This is a genomic window from Rhodococcus sp. 06-1460-1B, from assembly GCF_002258475.1.
GTDB classification, from domain to species: domain Bacteria; phylum Actinomycetota; class Actinomycetes; order Mycobacteriales; family Mycobacteriaceae; genus Rhodococcoides; species Rhodococcoides fascians.
The window spans coordinates 301,154-320,290 of sequence record NZ_NOYS01000019.1; the positions used below are offsets into that span (position 1 = coordinate 301,154).

Below are 19,137 nucleotides of genomic sequence, written 5' to 3' on the forward strand. Positions count from 1 at the left end.
CTACCCCGACTGGGGCTCGGTCAGCATCGCTGCCATGTCGTCCAACTCGAAGTACTGGGCGATTGCGTGCGCCGATCGAGCTCCGGCTGCGGGGTCCGCGCCTGCCTCCAGCAACATCCTCACAATGGGCGTCGACCGACGAAACACCGCGGCCGCCAACGCTGTCTGGCCGTTGTCGTTCACGCAATCCACCGCTGCCCCCAGCGTGAGCAGCGTGCTCACCGCACCCGGTTGTACGTGATACGCCGCGAGAATCAACAGTGTGTCGCCCTTGTCGTTGGTCAAGTCGACGGAGCCCCCGGCCTCGAAGAACGACTGCAACCACGAGGCGTCACCGCTGCGCGCGCAGTCGAATGCATGCCGAAACACCGCCAGAACATCGTCGTCGTCCACCAACACATGATTCCCCGAGCAGTGAGGTTCCAACCAAGCACCGTCGATCTGGATCGAGCGCTGATCCGGTCTATCCACCGCATGCTCCGTGTAGTGACCGTGCGAGTGTTCCCGCACGGAGCGAGACCTCGCGTACGGACCCACCGACGTGGGAGAATCGTGCGGTCCACGGACATGCGGCGTCTGTCGTGTCCGACAAGGTGGGGGGAGCGTCATGACCGGTCCGGTTGCCCAAGGTAGCGCTATGAAGCGGCGAAATCCCGTTGTGGTCTGGATTCTGTTGCCGCTCATCACTCTCGGCATCTACCACTTCGTCTGGTACTACCTCATCCACCGTGAGATGGCGGACTTCGACCGACGCAAGGTCGACCCGCCGGTCGTCGGCCCACTGCTGGTTCTGCTCCTCCTCGGCTGGACCATCATTGCGCCGTTGATCAGCTACTACAACACCGGAAACCGCATCGCCGACGCTCAACGCGCGGCCGGCCTGCAGCCGACGTGCAGCTCGGTCGTCGGACTTCTGCTCACGTTCGTCTTCGGCCTGCAGTCCCTGTATTACCAGCTGGAACTGAACAAGATCACGGCCCGATACAACGACGTACCGCCGGGAACCGTTGTGCCGCTCGCGGTGTGAATCCCGTAACCGAAACGACGAAACGGACCCGATGACCACCCTCCATCACGCACCGCTCTCCCGCGTCGACCCGAGCACCCTGTACCGCATCATGGCGCTTCGGGTCGCGGTATTCGTGCACGAACAGAAGATCGTCGACGAAGCCGAACTCGATGGCGCGGACCTACTTCCGACGACCGAATTGTTCTGGATCCAGGACGAGGACGGCGAGGTGGTGGCCACTCTCCGAGTGCTCGTCGACGATGCGGTCCACATCGGCCGCGTCGCGACCGCGGCTGCGGGCCGGGGCAGAGGCTATGCCGGACAGCTGGTCGAGGCCGCGCTGAAGGCATATCCCGGGGTGGTCGAGATGTCCGCGCAAGCACACCTCGAAAAATGGTACGGGCGATTCGGGTTCACTCGAGTGGGAGAGCAATACCTGGAAGCGGGAATCCCGCACGTGAAGATGTCCACCCATTCCAGCTGAGTCAGGTCAGTGTCGGTGCGTGTGCAACTTATGCTCCACGCTGGGCCCCGAGTTGGAGAATCCCCGCGACCGAGACGTCGAGTGGAGCGTCAATTGCTCAGGGCCGACTTCTCGGGTGCGAGGCCGCGACGATCGATCCTCCGAGCACCAGGGCATTGCCGAGCAGAATGCCGGTCACCCCGAACGGGCCGGCGAGTGCGCCGACCGTCAGCGGGATGAGGATCTGCGCAGATCTGTTGGCCGACATCCGCAATCCCAACGCCTCCCCCTGAGTGGATTTCGGGACGATCGACACCACCCACGACATGGTCAGTGGCTGCGGAATGCCCAGCGCGATGCCGAGTGCAATCATGACTCCGATGGCTCCGACGGCCTGCACGAACGGCAGCACAGCGAGAGCGATCGCGCCCGCCGCCAACGAAACATTGAGCAGCACAGTGCGGCCGAACCTCGCGTCCAGTTTGCCGAGCCCCACTCTGCTGACCACCGACACTCCGGCACGCAATGCCAGCAGCCAGCCCACCGTCGTCACCGACACCCCACGCTCGACGGCCCATGCCGGCACGAAGGCGTAGAGCAGATCGACGGTCACCAGCACTGCGCCGCTGACCGTCAACGACTGCCACATACCCGGCAGCTTCAGCAATTTCAGCCCCGACGCTTCCCCTTCGGCAGGCTTCTCGGCACGAATGTGGTTGCGGCCGAGCATCAAGAACAGTGCGGTGGGGAGCGCGACCGCGGTGAAGGCACCGGCAGTGAGGATGCCTGCCGTCGTGTTCGGGCTCTCGATGCTCGCGCCGCCGAATCTCGACGCGACGGCCGTCACGGCGAGCGGCCCGACCAACTGACCCATCGACGCGGCGGCAGTCAGTGCGCCGAAGGCACTTTCGTTCTTGCCGTCGACGTGGACGTGTGCAACGAACGCCTGCTGCCCGATCATGATGAGCAGATTGCCCAGTCCGAACGCAGCCGTGCACACGAGCAACGCCCACATTGCCGAAAACGTGACGAGTACACCGGTTGCGATCGAGCACAACACGATTCCCGATACGATGACCACCGGCCCGCCGAACCTGTCGGCGATGCGGCCGATCGGCAGGGCCGCCAATACTGCGGGGGCAGCAAAGAGTGCCGCTATCACCGCAAGCGTTCGAGTGTCGGCACCCTCGGCGATCGCCCGATAGCCGATCATCAACCGCACCCCGACCCACCCTGCTTGCGCAGTCGTCGCCTGAACGGTCAGGGCAATGGAGTCACGAGAAGGCATCAGCGCAAGGGAATTTCGTCGGTTCCTCCGACCAACCTCGACACGTCGTTGATGTCGTCGCGCACCGCCCCGTACCGATCGGGATCGAGGTGGAAGATGGCCAACTGCAGCGCGTACGCAATGGCAATGGGAATGATGAGGGTGTTGTATTCCGAATCGTCACCACGTTGGGCGACGAGCAGATGCGTCGGCGCGGGCCGAAAGTGATATCCCGGCGCGTCGCTGATGAGGATCGACGTGCCGCCGCGTCGTTCCGCTTCCCGGACCAGCGCAGGCAGCTGCGACGGTGCCTCGCGCAGGGCAAAGGCGATCAGGACGGAGTCCTCGGTGAAGCTGACGAACCGCTCGGCAAGGTCCTTCCCTCCGAGCCCGAGCTCGACGACCACCAGGCCGAGCCTGCGGAGCCGTCGTGCCAGCATGTCCAACGCGGGCCGCTCGTCGGCCTTGGAGAACAGGTAGACCACTCGCGAACGGTGAATCGCCGTAGCCACCTCCACCAACTGCTCCTGTGGGATGAAACTCGACAATCGTTCGAGAGCACGCGCTTCGTCGCGAGCGAACACGGCAAGCTCATGCCCGGTGTCGCTCCTCATCAGTGCAGATGCCTCAACCGGTTCTGGGCTGTCGCGCTCCAGGTCGGCACGAAGGTCGGGGAAGCCGCTGTAGCCGAGCTTCTGCGCAAGACGCACTACCGTCGACTCATGCGTCTGTGCACGGGCTGCGACCGGGGCCGCCCGCAGACTCGACGGTTCGGGCTCTCCGAGAAGTACTGCGATGACACGTTTTTCGGACGCGCTGAGCGATTTCCCGCTACTGGCAACCACTGTTCGGAAGCTCATACCCTCCACTTTCCACTGTGTCTGTTGACACACTCAACCACAATCCTGTAAAACTGTGCAAGATTGCAAGTGACGTGAAGCACAGCAATCCGGCCGACCCCTCCAGGCCACATCCGAACATATCGTCAGAAAGGCAGCCGGCCGTGAAGATACTGCTCGGCACTCAACACACGATCGAATGGATCGTGCTCGGCGCGACGCTGGTCGTCGGCTTGGCGACCGTCACCATGGCAACCGGGTACGGCATCGCCGCCGAACCCGGCGTCGGCGCGGGCTTCCTGCCCCTGGTGGGCGGCCTCGGAATGATCCTCGGCGGCGCGATGTGGGCGATACAGCTCGTCCGAGCGCCGCGGGTGACGGCACCCGAACCGGAACTCGAACTCGAACCCGCCACCTCTGCGGCCGTCGCGTTCCTCTCCAGCGACAACGAGGAAGACGCCGACGAGACCGAACTCCCCGACCGCGCAGGCTGGATCAGAATCGGAGTGGTCGTCGCCGCGATTGCCGGCGCGGCACTGGTCCTCCCCACCCTCGGCTACACGCTCTCGATGGCGCTGATGCTCGCCGTCGTGTTGACGTTCGTCGGGAAGCGCACCCCAGTGGTTGCCATCGGCGTCGCAGTGGCCACCACACTCGCCACCCGACTGGTGTTCGACGTCTGGCTCGGCACCGCATTGCCGGCTTCCTCCATTCCGTTCCTCGCCGATTGGGGGTTGTGAGTCATGGGATTTCCCGATCTGATGGCAGGCTTCGTCAACGTCCTCACTCCGACGCATCTGCTCTTCGCACTCCTCGGCTGCGTACTGGGCATGCTCGTCGGCGTCCTCCCTGGGTTCGGCCCCGCCGCCGCGGTGTCGCTGCTGATCCCGATCACCTTCGGCCTCGACGCCACCACGGCGCTGATCATGCTCGCCGCCATCCTCTACGGCGCAGCATTCGGCGGCACTGTCACCGCGGTCCTACTGCGCATTCCCGGTGAGGCGTCGTCCATCGCAACGACACTCGACGGCTACGAGATGGCCAAGAGCGGACGCGGCGGTCCCGCCCTCGTCGTTGCCGCACTCGCGTCGTTCGTCGGCGGACTGGTCGGCGTCGTCGGATTCGTCGTCGTCGCCCCGTTCAGCCGATTCGCACTTGAATTCGGTGCTCCCGAACTGTTTCTCGTCGCACTACTCGGCATGGCCCTGATCACCAGTTTCTCGGGCAACAACCCCGCGAAAGCGCTGATCAGCGTGGGGCTCGGCCTGGCCATCGCGTCGGTGGGCATCGACTCCGGCCAAGGCATCCAGCGGTTCACGTTCGGCATGCCGGAACTGTTCGACGGCGTCGCACTCGTGGCCGTTGTGATGGGCTGCTTCGGTCTCACCGAAATTCTCATCCAAGCCCGCTCGGCGGGCGGTGCCGGCCGACGACCACTCGCCGTCGGAAAGCTGCTGCCCACCAAGACGGACATCACCAGGTCTGCAGGCCCCACGATGCGCGGCTCCGTCATCGGCTTCTTCATGGGCCTGCTCCCCGGATCTCCGGGTGCTGCAACCTCGTTGGCGTCCTATGCGATGGAGAAGAAGCTCACCAAGCGTCCCGGGCAATTCGGTAAGGGTGCCGTCGAGGGTGTCGCCGGACCGGAATCGGCCAACAACGCACTCGCACTGTCGTCGATGATTCCGCTCTTCACCCTCGGCATCCCCACCTCCGCGACCGTAGCCATCATGGCCAGCGCCTTCACCATCAACGGTCTGATCCCCGGCCCACTGTTGTTCCGCGACAACCCTGAAGTGGCCTGGACCATCATCGCCAGCTTCCTCGTCGGCAACATCATCCTGCTGATTCTCAACGTGCCACTGGTTCGCCTGTGGATTGCCGTACTGAAGATCCCGTTCCACTACCTGATGGCGATGATCCTGGCCTTCATGTTCCTGGGCGTCTACAGCATCAACGGCAGCGTCTTCGACATCTTCATCATGCTCGGCGCAGGCGTCATCGGATACCTGTTCCACCTCAACAAGATTCCACTGACTCCACTGGTGCTGGCCCTGATCCTCGGGCCTCTGCTCGAGGAGAACTTTCAGCGTTCACTCTCGCTGTCTCGCGGGGACTACGGCGTCTTCGTCGAAGGTCCCATCAACAAGGTTCTCCTGCTCGTCTTCATCGCAGCCGTTCTGTTCGGAATGCTGCGCCCCGTCCTCGCTCGCATCCTCTCCCGCCGCGCCACCCGAACCCAGCCCATCAAGGAGCCCGTCTCATGAGAACACTGCCCACCCTGGTCGCGGCCATCTCCGCTGTCGCCCTGATTGCCGGATGCGGCTCGAGCACAACCGATTCCGGAGCGCCGTTCCCACGGAACGGTGCCACCGTCGAATGGGTCGTCCCGTCCGCCGCAGGCGCAGGCAACGACATCCTGGCCCGAATCATGGCCCCCGCCATGGAGAACGAACTTGGCGTGCCGGTCAAGGTCGTCAACAAGGAGGGCGGCAGCCAGGTCGTCGGACTGAACTACCTGGCCAACGCCAAGCCGGACGGCGAGACCATCGGCTTTACCAACATCCCGTCGATCCTCGGGCGATACCTCGACCCGAGCAAGAAAGCCGGGTTCGATCGCGAAAGCTTCTCGCCCATCGGGTCGTTCGCTTCCAACGACATCGTGATCGGGGTCAACAAGTCCAGCCCGTACAAAGACATTGCCGAGCTCTTCGACGCCGTGAAGGCCAACCCGGGGTCCATCACCGTGGGCACCGATTCCAGGGCCGGCGACGACCACGTCAACCTCCGCACCCTCGAAGACACCCTCGGCCTGGACTTCAACATCGTCCACTACAACAGTGGTGCCGACAAGATCTCGGCCCTGGTCTCGGGTGAGACCGACTTCGCCCTCGGCGGAGTCTCGAGCTTTTACGGCCAATTCGCATCGGGCGAGGTGAACATCCTCTCGGTACTCACCGAGGAGCAGAACAAGCTCATCCCCGAGGTACCGACGCTTGCGAGCGAGGGATACGACGCCCCGTTCATGACCAACAACTTCGCCATCAGCGCTCCCGCGGGCACCCCGGACGCGACGATGACCACGCTGCAGAATGCCCTCGAGACTGCACTGGCCGATCCGGCGGTCGCCGAGAAGCTGACCGGCGCAGCGACGCAGCCCGATTGGGTGTCCGGTGCCGACGTCGCGACCTTGTGGGAACAGCGTGAAACCGAGATCGAACCGATCATCGCCGAACTGCTCGCCGACCAGCAATAAGTCACCGAAAGGCATTGATCTCATGAGTACCGAAACCTATTCCGCCACTGCCGTATCCGACGATATGATCGAACGCTTCTCTCGAGTGCCCGCAGCCAACGTAGGCGATGCCCAGGAGCGCTTCGGCATCATCGCCGGACTGCGGCCCATCTGGGCCGGAGCAGCAGTCACCGGCCGGGCGTACACCGTCTGGACCCGATCGGGCGACAACCTCTACATCCACAAGGCTCTCGACGACGCCCGCCCCGGCGACGTCATCGTGGTCAACGGCTCAGGTGACGACACACGCGCCCTCATCGGCGATCTCATCGGTATTCGCGCCAAATCGCTCGGCATCGCCGGCTTCGTCATCGACGGTGCCGTGCGCGATGCCGACGCCTTGGCCGAGTTGGGTCTGCCCGTATTCGCACGCGGTGTCACACCGGCGGGTCCCTACAAGAACGGGCCGGGCCGACTGAACGAGCCGGTCGCGCTCGGAGGAGTCGTCGTCTCACCCGGTGACCTCATCGTCGCCGACGCCGACGGAGTGGTCGTCGTCAAGAGTGCCGATGTGGACGACGTCATCGTCGCGGCCGAGGAAGTGGTGGCGCGCGAGGCCTCGAAGCGAGCGAGCTTCTCGTCGTAGATGCGCTAGTCGGGTCCTCCACGGTGTGAGCAATGTCTGCTCCACTCCTGGGCCCCGGTGGCGGAATTCCCGCAGCCGGGGCCCGAGTGGAGCAAACCTCCCGTCAGCGAACCGAGATCACTTCTTCTTCGGGTCGTGGCCCCAGTTCATCAGTGAGTAGCGCCATTTGGTGTCGGTGATGTCCCCGTCGGGCCGCTGCGCAAGGTGTCGTTTGCAGTATCCGACGACCTTTCGCATGTGCTCGTAGTCGTCGTCGGACAGGTCCGCCTTCTTCGTCTTCAGGATTTCGACGATGCGGCGGCCGCTCTCGTGGCCCGTCGACTCGCCGCCGTCCTTCTTTTGGCCGACATCCTTCGAGTCGTCGGTGCCGAGAAACTCGTCGAGTTCCTTCGCCGTCATGTTGACAAGGTCTTCGAACTCCGTCTTGATGTCACTGTCGTCATCGGCCATCGGTCCGTCTCCTTCGATTCACCCTCGGTGGTGGTGCCGCGTGTCTCCCTTTCGACCGCATCGGCCGTCGGAACTCGTCTCGTTCCTAGTCCGCCGCATACCCACAGTTGGGCGGTACTCAACCTGCTGGTCAGATCTGATTACACCGTCGCAGGACGGCCCACTCGGAAGCCCTGCAGCAGGTCGGCCCCGATCGACGTGGCGGCTTCGAGATCGTCGTCGGTCTCGATGCCCTCGAACACGCACCTGGCCTCGGTTTTTCGCGCGAACTCGAGCACCAGTTCGGCCAGCGCAGACTTCACTCGATTGCCTTTCATGCCGTGAACGACGAACGCGTCGAGTTTGATGATCTGCGGCTCGATCACGACGAGCTGCCGCATACCTGCGTATCCGGATCCCACATCGTCCACTGCAACGGCGACGCCGCCGCGTCGAAGTTCGGCCAACACCGCCATCACCGCGTCCTCGTCGTCCTGGGCGGCATGTTCGGTGAGCTCGATTACCAGTGACCGTCGTCGGCCGAAGTCGAGCAGCACATCCACGAGGGCAGCATCGACCAGTAGCGTTGCAGCACTGAGGTTCACGGCAACGAAGCAACCATCCGGCAGACGCGCTGATTCTCCCAATGCCTTGATAGCTGCAGATCTGTCCAGAGCAGGACCGAGGCCGCACTGCGCTGCATCGGCGAACCACGCCTCGGTGTCACCGCCACCCGCAGGGAAACGCGACAGGGCCTCGTATCCCTCGATCACGCCATCGCGTGCACGGACGATCGGCTGAAAGACTATGTCCGGGCCACCGCCTGCAATCACAGCCTCCACCCGACGCCGCGACCGCAGCAGTGTCGAGCGCAGCGGTGTCGACGCGGCCCTAGTCGACGGCACGATTCCACACCCGAACCACCGGGTGGAGCTGAACCGGAGCTGCAATCGGGCGCATAGCGGCAAGGACGGCATCGGGATCCCGATCGCCGAAACTGCTGATCAGCACACGAACTCGTCGTGTGTCGCGAGGCCAGAAGGCCCCGAACGATTCTGCTATCGCGACATAGTCGGCGGCGCGTTGCTCGGCGCTCAGGCGTGCGGGGCAGCGGTGCCGGAGTACGAATTCTCGCACCAGCCGCCAGCGCCTGCGGCCGCCGATCAGTCGATGGAGCATGGTGCCATGGGGACGTCGGCGAACCGATCCATCAGGAACGCTGCAGCGGCACCGCCGTACCCGTCGATCAGCTGCGGCCCGAAGTGGTTGGGCAACACCGCACCCTGCAGGATCGGCGGCAACGGGTTGGTTCGGAACTCCACCGTGGCCCCTCGCCCACACCAATCCTGAGCCAACTGCCGGGCCTGACCGTACGGCACGGTGTCGTCGTTGAGTCCGCTGGTGATCATCACCGGTGCGTTCGGAGTACTGCGACCGATCCGCTGAGCCTCGAGGATGCGACCCGCCTGCGGAATGGTGCCCAGATTCTCGAGCATCGACTTACCGTCCGCGGTCAACGATTCGGTTCGCAGGAACGGGTACTTCAGAATGGTGTCGCCGATGCACTGCGTCGACAGATCGTTCAGCACTGCCTTGCCGTGATCGGTGAGTCGCTCTTCGACGAGCGGCAGCAAGCTCGGATCCCGCTCTACGAACCCGTTGAGGGCATAGCCGATCACCCCTCCGATCAGCGTCCCGTCGACGGTCTTCAACACCTCGAGCAAGTCCGCTGTGGGAGCTCCGGCCCACGTACCCTTCACATTCAGACCTGGTGCGTACTCCGAGGCGAGTTCGGCCGCCGCGGCTGCCGCCCCACCGCCCTGGGAGTACCCCCAGATACCAACGGGTGCATCGGTATCACCGAGAAGCTCGTTCGCGGCACGAGCACCGTCGAGCACCGCATGAGCCTGCTCGACACGATTGACATAGGTGTGCACACCGGGCGTTCCCAACCCGATGTAGTCGGTCACGAACACGTTGGCACCCATCGATCCCCACAGAGTGGAAGACAACAACTCCTGATTGAACGAGATCGACAATGGTTGTGTCACAGCGTTGACAGTCGTCGGAAACGCACGAGAAGGAGCGCACTGATCGGCTTGACCCACCGTGCCGGGCGCGACGACGATGGTCGGCCGCGGGCCTGCACCACGCCAGGGCACCTCGGTCTCGATGAACGTGCCCGACACGCCCACCGGCGTATCGTCCTGCGTCCGTGACGTGTACAGCACCCGCTGCGCCTGAACGGGGTAGGCACCGTCCGCACCGGGCAGAGCCGCGAACAGTGACATCGGCTGCGTCCGCAACACGGCCCCCGGGTCGTCGACGACCTGAGCCGGAGGGACGTAGAAGTCGTCGACGGGGTCGGCATTCGCTGCCGAGCCTCCAAGCACGGTCAGGGAAGACGCGAGCACGGCGGTGACTGCGACGCCGATCATGTTGCGGTACAGATGCATCGGTCTCTTTCTGGTGGGGGTCAGATAACGGTGCCGATGTCGTCGGCAACGATGCTGTCCAGCGCACGTTCGGCCAGTGCGGCGATGGTCATGGATGGGTTGCACGCTGCGGTGGTGCCGGGCATGAGTGCCCCGTCGAGGACATACAGTCCTCGCTGGCCGTGGACACGACCGTCAAGATCACATACTGCGCCCATGTTGGCCCCACCCAACGGATGCCAGGTGGACGGGAACAGTGCATTGGTATCGGTGAGAACACTGCCCGATCCGGCGATACGACGCACCGTCGGATCGATCGAACCGTCCTGAATCAGGCTGTCGCCGGTGGCCGGCCAATGTAGTCGCACCTGGTCCATGGAGGAGTCGTAGCCGAAATGGCCGCGGCCGCTGCTGACTCCGTACCCGACGAGCATCGTGCTGTGGGCATCGAACGACAACGGCGGTATCGAGGCCTGGATGACGGTGTGTGCAGTGTTCGGGTCGTCCCAGTTCAGGCTGCCGAACACCACCGGTCCGCCTTGGGGTGCACCGAATTGCTGCTCGATGCTCGACCACACGTAGATGCGATCGGCATTGGTGCCCCAGCCCTGCCCCAACTCGTTCGGGAGATCGGGAATGCCTCCGGTCGCTCCGGCGCGTACGAGCAGTTTGGTGGTGTTCAGGCTTCCGGCTGCCATGATCAGCGTGCCGGCGGTCAGAACCTTGTTCTCCAGAACCGTTCCGTCGGAATCGATTCGATCGACATAGACCGTCCAGCGGCCGTCGGCACGCCGCTCGACACTCGTGACATCGTGCTGCGTCGCGACCGTGGCCAGCCCCGTCGCCTCGGCGGCGGCGATGTAGGTGACGTCCACGGAGTGCTTGCCGCCGTTGTTGACTCCGAATGCACCGGACCCATCGGTGTAGGACGGGGCCATCACCCCGCGAGTCTCGTCGAGGGCGAAGTTCCAGTCGATGGGCATCGGGATCTTCGACACCGGTAGGCCGGCTCGACGAGCATTGGCCGCAAACACCCGCGCCGCTTGATAATTGGGCGTATCGATCAGCTCGTCGGGAGCCTGCTCGAGCTGCAACATTTTCGCCACGCGTGGGTAGTGCACGCGGTTCAGGGTCGGCCAGTCCAGCCCGGCCGGGAAATGCTCCTCGAACACCGACTGCGAGGGCTGCAGCGTCATCCCCTGGTAGATCAGCGACCCGCCGCCGACCCCGGCCGCGCACAACGCCGTCATGTTGTCTCCGGACACCGCCTCGAGCAGACCGACATACGGATCGAACGGAACTGGCCTTCCGAACAGGTTGGGACTCGAACCGTGCCACAACATCCGCTTGTCCGGTGACGTGGCATCGGGAAACGTGTCCGCATTCGGGCCTGTGTTCCAACGCCTTCCGCGCTCGAGCACCAGAACCGGCACCCCGGCTTCGGCAAGGCGCAATGCGGCGACGCCGCCGCCGAACCCCGATCCGATGATCATCACACGATGATCCTCGCGGGTCAGCGGGATCTGGACGCGTCGCCCGCCGGCTGCTCGCGCCACCCCGGTGCCCGATAGTGCGGCCAACCCCGCAACCGCAGTTGCGCCGAGAAACGACCGGCGATTCAAATTCGACACGTACCCCCCAATGGTGTGCAGCAGCGCGCATCGAGACCTGTGTCACGTGCACGTGCGAAGCAAAACTAGACAGATGCGGCTTATGGTGTCAAGTTTTTGGGGGTCCGTCAGAACAGGAGCGGAATCAGCCAGCGACGCAGGTATGACCGCAAACCGTCGTCGTCGTGGATCTGCGCGTCGTCGAACAAGATGACGGACAGCGCCACTCGAACCAGCACTCGCTCGATACCTTCGAACCGAGTCGAATCGAATTGTGGGTTCCGTTCGATGTAGCCATCGAGGAATTGACGCGCCACCGGCTCGGCCCGATCCACGACGTCCGGATCGAACAACGGGTTTGCGTTGCCGGAACGTAGCAGCGAGTTGAGCACAGGCTCGCTGCGAACGAGGTTGCGTGCGGACACGATCATCTCGACGATGAACTCCGATGGCGTTTCGGCTCGATCGGCCTCCTCTCGGATGCCACCGATGATGCCGACGACAAGGCCGACCATGGCCTCCGAAATCATGTCCTCGCGCGTGCTGAAGATCGAATACACCGTCTGGCGCGTCACGCCCGCGGCCCGCGCGGCCGCCGCGATGGTGACATCCTCGAACCCACCCTCGGCAATGAGCCCGAGGGTGGCGTCGAGAATCTTCTGCTTCGAGCGCATGGTCCGAGTATGACTGCATCGCCGGCTCGGCGAGTCATCCGATGAGAGGCCGCCGATTCTTCGTCAATTTTTCGAGTTCGGCCTGCATCGCCCCGTGCACCCGCCCCGCGAACTCCTCCGCCGACTCGTCGGCGTCGGGGTGCATGGGCGCGAGCACCGAGGTCTCGAGTTTGGTGGGGAGCGGCAGGTACGGAAGAAGCCCAACCAGACCGAGATTGACGCCCCACGGAATGGACACCGACAACGGAAACGTTTTGAGCCGCAGCACCTTATCCAACCTCAGCACCTTCGCCCACCGCTTACCACTGCTGAGTACCAGCAGGGACTCCCCCGCTCCTGCTGTGACGACGGGGACGACCGGCACCCCCGCCTCGATTGCCAAACGGGCGAACCCGGTCCGACCCGAGAACACTATGTCGTTGCGATGCCGCCACGATTTCAAAGCATCGACGTCACCGCCCGGGAAGACCAGGACATTGCTGCCCTCCGCAAAAGCGTCCAGAGCCGTTCGTCGCCCGGCGGGCCTGGAACCGAACGGTTCGATCAGCTTCTCGGCATGCAGAGTCCACGCGATCTGGTGCGTCAGCGTGATCAGCTCGCGGTCGATACCGAGCTCGTCGTATGCGGCCGCGAATGCGAACACGTTGAGATCGATGACTCCACCGAACCCGTGGTTGGCGACGAACAAAACCGGGGTGTCCGGAACCGGTTGCGCTACGGTCACTTCCAATCGGTTGTAGAGGTGAACAGCACTGATGCTCGCCGCGCGAACGACTCGAGCGATGTTGTCCATCGCCGACTACCGGTCCAGTTGCAGGTCTGCCAGCGCGCCGGCGATCACGAAGCCTCCGGCAATTGCACAGCCGGCTGTTCTCGTTCGTTGCGGCAGGTGAGCGGTGAGCGCGAACGCCGCGGTGTCCCAGACGTCGACGGCCACACCTGCTCGCAGCAGGGCGCGCACGGCCTTCGGCGCGAGCCGAGTTGCCGCATACAGGCCGCCGCCGATGTAGATTTCCCGAATTCCGAAGGTGCGAGCCGCAGCTCGCGTCGTTGCTACCGCAGCATCGGGCCCGGCGAGGAGTTCGTTGGCGCGAGTGGGCGCAACCATGTGGGCGATGCCGATCGCTGCCCGAGCAAGCCCGACCGCCTCGGGAAGACGACGAACCAGACCGGACGCAGAGCCGATAGCCATGAAATTCCTTACGTAGTGGGAACAGCGGATTCGCGAGCAAGCCGTCGGAGCAGGCCGACAGCCTTCTTCATGCCGTAGGCAACGATGGTCGTGCGGCCGTCCTCGTGGTTCCACTGCAGCAGCGCCGATCCGTCGTCGACGGAACCCTCTAGCACGGTCGGATTACCCAGTAGCGGAAGAGGACCGACGACCTTGATGGACAGTCCCAGAATCTCGGTCCAGAAGTAGTCGTCGGTGGGCGCACACGTGGGTTCGAGGCCGAGTGCGGAGGCCGCTGCGACCTTGCCCTGCGCGACGGCATTGGACCAGAACGGGGCTCGACCGGAACCAGCACGTGAATACGCGACGTCGCCTGCGGCGAACACTTCGGGAAGCGTAGTGGTGCAACGATCGTCGATCGCAACACCGCGATCATCGGCGATACCGGTACCGTTCAACCACTCCGTCTCGGGCACATCACCGGCGCAGGTGACCACCACATCGGCGTCGAGGGTGCGGCCCGCGAACTCGATCCCGGTAACGGGGTTGCCCGTCAACGTAACCGGGCTGTCCGCGCGGAGAAACTCGACCGACGCGGCCTCGGCACGCGCGGTAATCGCGTCGGACAGATAGGTACCCAGTAGCCGTGTCAACGGAGGGTCGACGTCCACGACGGTGACTGCGATTCCGCGAGAGACGCAGGCACTGGCTACCTCCATGCCGAGGAATCCGGCACCGACGACGATCGCCGTCTGCGCCGCATCGAGTTTCGGACGTAGTGCCCGAACATCGTCGAAGGTCCGCAGCACCGTCTCGCCCGTTTGCCCGGGAGCCGCGATGCGACGTGCAGCCGCTCCAGTGGCGACGATCAGCCGATCGTATGGAAGATCGGTACCGGCGGCGGTCGTGACTGTGTGGGCCTCGACATTCACCGATACGGCCCGATCGCCGATTGTCATGATGCCGAGGTCCGACAGATCCCACGTTTCCGCCTCGGCTGCTTCGCCTTTGAGCACGTGCTTGGACAACGGCGGCCGGGCATAGCAACCGTCGGCATCGGCCCCGATCATCGTCAGTGGACCTTCGTGTCCGCGGGCCCTCAGTTGGCGGACAACGGTGCACGCGGCTATGGAGTCTCCGACGACGACGATCCTGCTCTCGAGAGAGCTCACGCCTGTTCTCGCAGTGCCGCCACCGGACACACGCCGACCGCAGACCGGGCCGAGGCCGCGAGGTCGTCGGGAATGTCGTTGCCATCGAAGGCGTAGTGCAGTTCGCCCTCGTCATCGAGGCTGAACACCTCGGGTGCCTGTTCGGCACAGATGCCGTGGCCCTCGCAGCGATCCCAATCGACGTCGATCCTCATGGCTGTGTCCCTTCTGCCGCCACCAATTTCAGGGGCAACCGTTCGTATCGGTGAATGACGTTGTTGACAGCTCGTACGGGTGTTCCTGCGGGAACGAACTTTTCTACCCGCTGCGCCAGCACTCGGAGCATGGTCTGGGCTTCCAGACGAGCAAGCCCCTGGCCGGCGCACCCGTGCACGCCGGAACCGAAGCCGAGTTGACGCGCCGCGTCACGGGTGATGTCGAAGGCATCGGGGTTGTCCCATTCACGCTCGTCGCGGTTCGCCGACGCGTAGACCACCAGTACGCGAGCACCTTTCGGGATTCGTGATCCGTCGATCTCGACGTCACGGACCGCTCGACGCGAGAATGCTCTGATCGGCGACTCGTATCGAACGACTTCGTTGATCGCATTGGGTATCAGGTCCGGGTCCTGCCTGATCGCCTGCCACTGCTCGGGGTGCCGCGCGAACAGGTCGAGGGCACCGGAAATCGCTCCGATGGTGGTATCGAGCGAGGGACCGAGGTAGTCGATCATCAACGCGGGACATGCCGACTTCTGAATCTTGTTGTCGTCGGCGGCCTTCAGAACGTCGTCGCCCATACTTCCCGGAATCACCGATCGATCTCGCACCACGCGCCGCGAGAACGCAAGCATCTCTGCGGCACCCTTGACAGCGGTGATCGAGTGTCGATTCACGGGGCCGAGGGAATCGAATGTCGCACCAGCCCAACGGAGTAGATCCTCGCGTCCGTCCTCCGGCCACCCGACGAGATCGGGCACGATCGACATCGGCAGCGCTGTCGCGAGATCGTCCACGCCGTCGACGAATTGTTTCTTCAGTGCCGCGTCGACGATGGCCTCGGCCTTCTCCTCCACCGCCGCCTTCATCTTTCGGACGGCCTTCGGCGTGAGTCGATGCGCCAGCACCGATCGCTTGGTTGCATGCTCGTCGCCGTCACTGTTCAGTGTCGTTCCGCGGCCGAGCCGATTGGCGACGGGATTGAGTGCCACGCCGTCCCCCGAGATGAAGGTCTCATCGTTGAGCAGCACCGCCTTGCAGTCCGCGTAGCGCGAGACGGCGAACACCTGCTGGCGCGGCAGCCACACCACCGGGCCGAGGGCGCGTAGCCGGGCGTAGTGGGGGTACGGATCGAGAATCGCATCGGTGGAGTACAGATCGGTGCGGTACTGCGGGATCGTCGCGTTCGTCGTCATGAGGTCCTTCGGTGCCGCCGGAAGTCGATACCCCTGCCTTCGCGAGGTGTTGACGATATCGTCACTCACGGCACGGCCGTACGTCAAGGGTTTTTGACGAATTCGTCATCATTGATTCGCGATAGGCTGCATCGACACCGCAGAGCAGGAGCAGATCGTGACCGAAGGCAACCGCGTCGAGCGCCGCAAGGCACGCACCAGAGCCGCGCTGATCCAGGCCGCGCAAGGATTACTCGCCAACGGGAACACCAACGCACCCGTGCTCGAAATAACGCAGGCCGCCGACGTCAGCAACGGATCGTTCTACAACTACTTCGAGAGCAAAGAAGAACTGTGGCAGGCCGCCATCGACGCCGCTCTCGAGTCCGTCGGCGACTACCTCGATTCGCTCACCGTCGGTTTCGAGGATCCGGTCGAGAAGTTCACCCAATCGTTCAGACTGTCCGGACGCCTGTTCCGCCTCGAACCGCAACTAAGCCGTGTCCTGCTCAACTCCGAGGCCGCCGCGTTCGCCGCGGCCGGTGGCCTGGCACCACGGTCGCGTCGCGATATCGAATCGGCCGCAGCGCAGGGGAGATTCGACGTCGACGACCCGGATCTCGCCCTCGCGATCGTCGCCGGTTCACTGCTTTCCATGGGCCGTCTGCTCCTTGCACAGCCCGACCGCGACGAAGCGGCGACGGTCGACGGCACCACCGAGCGAGTGCTCCGCGCACTCGGCATTTCGACCGACGAGGCACGCACACTGTGCAGTAGTCCCTTGCCTGCGTCCTACAGCGGCGACGTCCATGCGGCGGTCGTACCCACTGCGCCGCACTGAGGGACTCACCCTGGGTTTGCCGTCAGGCTCTCTGGTGCCGGGGTGGGCCGTGCACGGCCGCCGGGGCCGGTGCCGGCCGAGCAATGGGCTCGTTCTTCCGACTCCCCCCGCCGGTATCCATGTCGAGAAAGTGCTGAAGTTCGTCGTGAATCGGAGTGTCCGTCATGGGCCTTGACCTTCTCGACCTTCGGTGATGCAGATCGTTCGGCTTCGCTGAACCATTGATGATGCTCGGTGGACCGTGCTACCCCGACACTACGGCCATTCGGCATCCTGCCGTCCGACGACCGAATCGACCATCCGTGCCGCCAACACTGCAACTCGCGTGTTCTCTCGCTGCGATTGCTGAACCAACGCGGCGAACGCGGCCCCAGGAGTCATAGATTGCGTTGCCATCAGGATGCCCTTGGCCTGCTCGATGGTGGCCCTGGTCGCCATCGCCGCACGAAGACCGACGACTTCCTGCTTCGCCTCAGCCGTGTGCCGGGAATTCCATACTGCCGCTTCGACCGACGTGACGAACATCTTCACCACCACTTCGTCGATATCGTTGAAGCCACCGGCATCGAAGCCGTAGATGTTGAGCGAGCCTGCATGCTCGGAATCGACTGCCAGCGGTGCCGACAGGTAACTCTGCACTCCGATGTCTGCTGCTGCGGCTGCGAATGCAGGCCAGCGAGTGGTGATCTCGTCGACTCGGACGCACACCAACCGATCGTGGCGCGCAGCTTCGAGACACGGCCCCTCGTCCGCTCGGTACTGATCGGCATCGATGTCCACCACACGAGCGTCCGAGAATGCAGCGGTGGCAGGATTCTCCGAATCATGATGCAGCAGGGTCACTCCCGCCATATCCGCCCCGGGAATTGCCACGACGGCCTGCTCGCACAGGCCCTGCAGCACAGTCTCGAATCGGCTGTGCTCGAGCAATATTCCGCGGAACACATCGAGCGCCTCGAAGGTGTCTTCCGCGAAATACGTCGTCGCACCCGGCACGTGTGATCGCCTCGGGAGTGCCGCCGCGATCTGCTCGTCGAACGCGGCTGCGGCCGCTCTCTCGGCAGCCGAATCGTCCGGCGTTTCCTCGGATGTCCGATCGGTCACGTGGTCCCGCCCCCATACGATGCGGCCATCACACCCTTCGCCGTGAACGAGCAACCTACGGCGTTGGCCCTCGCCGAATGTTACAACCGTACGCCCACTGTCAATCGGAACTGGATGATCCGGACACCGTATTGATCTATTGACTTTCGATAGATTCCTGTCGATACTCGCTAAATGCTGAGTGGATATCGAGTGGTAGTCCTGTTGCTTCGCCTGTTTCTCGCCGCGTTGTTCGCGGTGCTGGTGCTGATGCAAGTCATGTCGTTGCCCGGGCAGTTCGCCCACATGGCCCAGGAATCTCCCGAATCCGCGTACCTGCGATGGCCGCTGACCATCGTGTCGATCTTCTGGGTGCTGTGCATTCAGGTGGTCGTGATCGCGACATGGAAGCTAATGACGATGGTGAACCGCAACGCCATCTTCACCCGCGCTTCGTTGGTGTGGGTAGACACGATCACGTGGTCGATCGCCGCGGCCTGGGTGGTGCTGGTCGGCGTCTTTCTCTACGTCGGATTCGGAGCCGACGACCCGGGCCTGCCGCTACTGCTCTTCCTGCTCGTCGTCATCGTCGCCGTCGCCGCATTGTTGATGGTCGTCATGAGGACCCTGCTCAGTCAGGCCACGGAACTGCGCAGCGACATGGACGCGGTCATCTGATGGCCATCGTGGTGCGCATCGATGTTCAGTTGGCCAAGCAAAAGATGAGCGTCGGCGAGTTTGCCGAACGCGTGGGGCTGACGCCCGCCAACATCGCAGTCCTCAAGAACGGACGGGCCAAAGCCGTACGACTGAGCACCCTCGACGCCATGTGCCGGGTGCTGCACTGCCAACCCGGAGACCTCTTGGAATGGGTGGACGAATGAGCACCCG

24 protein-coding genes are annotated in these 19,137 nt (G+C 63.8%); 9 read left to right on the forward strand and 15 right to left on the reverse strand.

Translation table 11 applies throughout. From position 1 onward, the window contains the following. Positions 1-393 (reverse strand): ankyrin repeat domain-containing protein, encoded by a 393-nt coding sequence (locus CH268_RS28190; protein ID WP_231578196.1) that lies wholly within the window; start codon positions 391-393, stop codon positions 1-3. A 214-nt stretch (positions 394-607) separates the two neighbouring features. Here CH268_RS28190 and CH268_RS09600 point away from each other — a divergent pair, with 214 nt between their 5' ends. Both CH268_RS09600 and CH268_RS09605 read left to right on the forward strand, forming a co-directional pair. Then, positions 608-1,027, forward strand: a complete 420-nt coding sequence (locus CH268_RS09600; protein ID WP_027495463.1) for a DUF4234 domain-containing protein — start codon at positions 608-610, stop codon at positions 1,025-1,027. 31 nt (positions 1,028-1,058) lie between these two features. Continuing rightward, positions 1,059-1,493 carry a GNAT family N-acetyltransferase gene (locus tag CH268_RS09605; RefSeq protein ID WP_094663577.1) on the forward strand — a complete coding sequence of 145 codons (435 nt, stop codon included), beginning with the start codon at positions 1,059-1,061 and terminating at the stop codon, positions 1,491-1,493. 97 nt (positions 1,494-1,590) lie between these two features. On the opposite strand, the gene CH268_RS09610 is transcribed toward CH268_RS09605, so the two are convergent. Together CH268_RS09610 and CH268_RS09615 are read right to left on the reverse strand one after the other, a co-directional pair. Next, positions 1,591-2,760, reverse strand: coding sequence for an MFS transporter (locus CH268_RS09610; RefSeq protein ID WP_094663579.1), 1,170 nt, complete (start codon positions 2,758-2,760; stop codon positions 1,591-1,593). Beyond that, positions 2,760-3,599 carry a MurR/RpiR family transcriptional regulator gene (locus CH268_RS09615; protein WP_094663581.1) on the reverse strand — a complete coding sequence of 280 codons (840 nt, stop codon included), beginning with the start codon at positions 3,597-3,599 and terminating at the stop codon, positions 2,760-2,762. The genes CH268_RS09610 and CH268_RS09615 overlap by 1 nt, the downstream gene beginning before the upstream one ends. A gap of 143 nt (positions 3,600-3,742) precedes the next feature. On the opposite strand from CH268_RS09615, the gene CH268_RS09620 reads away from it, so the two are divergent. From CH268_RS09620 to CH268_RS09635, 4 genes are read left to right on the forward strand one after another with little or no spacing between them, the layout of a single operon-like run. Then, on the forward strand, positions 3,743-4,318 hold the full coding sequence (locus CH268_RS09620) for a tripartite tricarboxylate transporter TctB family protein (protein WP_032392149.1): 576 nt from the start codon (positions 3,743-3,745) through the stop codon (positions 4,316-4,318). A gap of 3 nt (positions 4,319-4,321) precedes the next feature. Then, on the forward strand, positions 4,322-5,845 hold the full coding sequence (locus tag CH268_RS09625) for a tripartite tricarboxylate transporter permease (protein WP_032371762.1): 1,524 nt from the start codon (positions 4,322-4,324) through the stop codon (positions 5,843-5,845). Continuing rightward, positions 5,842-6,834 carry a Bug family tripartite tricarboxylate transporter substrate binding protein gene (locus tag CH268_RS09630; RefSeq protein ID WP_094663583.1) on the forward strand — a complete coding sequence of 331 codons (993 nt, stop codon included), beginning with the start codon at positions 5,842-5,844 and terminating at the stop codon, positions 6,832-6,834. The genes CH268_RS09625 and CH268_RS09630 overlap by 4 nt, the downstream gene beginning before the upstream one ends. 22 nt (positions 6,835-6,856) lie before the next feature. Continuing rightward, positions 6,857-7,459, forward strand: coding sequence for a methyltransferase (locus CH268_RS09635; RefSeq protein ID WP_032371760.1), 603 nt, complete (start codon positions 6,857-6,859; stop codon positions 7,457-7,459). A gap of 117 nt (positions 7,460-7,576) precedes the next feature. On the opposite strand, the gene CH268_RS09640 is transcribed toward CH268_RS09635, so the two are convergent. The 11 genes from CH268_RS09640 to CH268_RS09685 form a co-directional block, all read right to left on the reverse strand. Then, entirely contained in the window at positions 7,577-7,909 is a 333-nt protein-coding gene (locus tag CH268_RS09640; RefSeq protein WP_094663585.1) for a DUF3140 domain-containing protein, read from the reverse strand. 140 nt (positions 7,910-8,049) lie between these two features. Beyond that, positions 8,050-8,793, reverse strand: coding sequence for an EAL domain-containing protein (locus tag CH268_RS09645; RefSeq protein ID WP_176457903.1), 744 nt, complete (start codon positions 8,791-8,793; stop codon positions 8,050-8,052). Continuing rightward, positions 8,780-9,067, reverse strand: a complete 288-nt coding sequence (locus CH268_RS27865; protein WP_176457904.1) for a hypothetical protein — start codon at positions 9,065-9,067, stop codon at positions 8,780-8,782. The genes CH268_RS09645 and CH268_RS27865 overlap by 14 nt, the downstream gene beginning before the upstream one ends. Beyond that, complete coding sequence (locus CH268_RS09650; protein ID WP_239535037.1) at positions 9,052-10,344, reverse strand: lipase family protein; 1,293 nt, start codon at positions 10,342-10,344, stop codon at positions 9,052-9,054. The genes CH268_RS27865 and CH268_RS09650 overlap by 16 nt, the downstream gene beginning before the upstream one ends. A 20-nt stretch (positions 10,345-10,364) precedes the next feature. Next, entirely contained in the window at positions 10,365-11,954 is a 1,590-nt protein-coding gene (locus CH268_RS09655; protein WP_094663589.1) for a GMC oxidoreductase, read from the reverse strand. A 107-nt stretch (positions 11,955-12,061) separates the two neighbouring features. Further along, a complete protein-coding gene (locus tag CH268_RS09660; RefSeq protein ID WP_094663591.1) occupies positions 12,062-12,607 on the reverse strand; it encodes a TetR/AcrR family transcriptional regulator in 546 nt (181 codons plus the stop codon). A 34-nt stretch (positions 12,608-12,641) separates the two neighbouring features. After that, positions 12,642-13,400, reverse strand: a complete 759-nt coding sequence (locus CH268_RS09665) for a 1-acyl-sn-glycerol-3-phosphate acyltransferase (protein ID WP_094663593.1) — start codon at positions 13,398-13,400, stop codon at positions 12,642-12,644. A 6-nt stretch (positions 13,401-13,406) separates the two neighbouring features. Further along, positions 13,407-13,799 (reverse strand): hypothetical protein, encoded by a 393-nt coding sequence (locus tag CH268_RS09670; protein ID WP_094663595.1) that lies wholly within the window; start codon positions 13,797-13,799, stop codon positions 13,407-13,409. 8 nt (positions 13,800-13,807) lie between these two features. Next, complete coding sequence (locus CH268_RS09675) at positions 13,808-14,950, reverse strand: NAD(P)/FAD-dependent oxidoreductase (RefSeq protein ID WP_094663597.1); 1,143 nt, start codon at positions 14,948-14,950, stop codon at positions 13,808-13,810. Further along, entirely contained in the window at positions 14,947-15,144 is a 198-nt protein-coding gene (locus CH268_RS09680) for a ferredoxin (protein WP_032389698.1), read from the reverse strand. Before CH268_RS09680 ends, CH268_RS09675 begins: the two co-directional genes overlap by 4 nt. Continuing rightward, positions 15,141-16,343, reverse strand: a complete 1,203-nt coding sequence (locus CH268_RS09685; RefSeq protein WP_094663854.1) for a cytochrome P450 — start codon at positions 16,341-16,343, stop codon at positions 15,141-15,143. The genes CH268_RS09680 and CH268_RS09685 overlap by 4 nt, the downstream gene beginning before the upstream one ends. A gap of 157 nt (positions 16,344-16,500) precedes the next feature. Between CH268_RS09685 and CH268_RS09690 the strand changes: the two genes are divergently transcribed. Beyond that, positions 16,501-17,163, forward strand: a complete 663-nt coding sequence (locus tag CH268_RS09690) for a TetR/AcrR family transcriptional regulator (RefSeq protein ID WP_032400438.1) — start codon at positions 16,501-16,503, stop codon at positions 17,161-17,163. Positions 17,164-17,418: 255 nt separating this feature from the next. On the opposite strand, the gene CH268_RS27565 is transcribed toward CH268_RS09690, so the two are convergent. Further along, positions 17,419-18,267, reverse strand: a complete 849-nt coding sequence (locus CH268_RS27565) for a GAF and ANTAR domain-containing protein (protein ID WP_053068691.1) — start codon at positions 18,265-18,267, stop codon at positions 17,419-17,421. Between the two features lie 174 nt (positions 18,268-18,441). Between CH268_RS27565 and CH268_RS09705 the strand changes: the two genes are divergently transcribed. Beyond that, positions 18,442-18,924 carry a DUF2975 domain-containing protein gene (locus CH268_RS09705; RefSeq protein WP_094663601.1) on the forward strand — a complete coding sequence of 161 codons (483 nt, stop codon included), beginning with the start codon at positions 18,442-18,444 and terminating at the stop codon, positions 18,922-18,924. Continuing rightward, positions 18,924-19,130 carry a helix-turn-helix domain-containing protein gene (locus CH268_RS09710; RefSeq protein WP_027495448.1) on the forward strand — a complete coding sequence of 69 codons (207 nt, stop codon included), beginning with the start codon at positions 18,924-18,926 and terminating at the stop codon, positions 19,128-19,130. The genes CH268_RS09705 and CH268_RS09710 overlap by 1 nt, the downstream gene beginning before the upstream one ends. Positions 19,131-19,137: the final 7 nt, after the last annotated feature.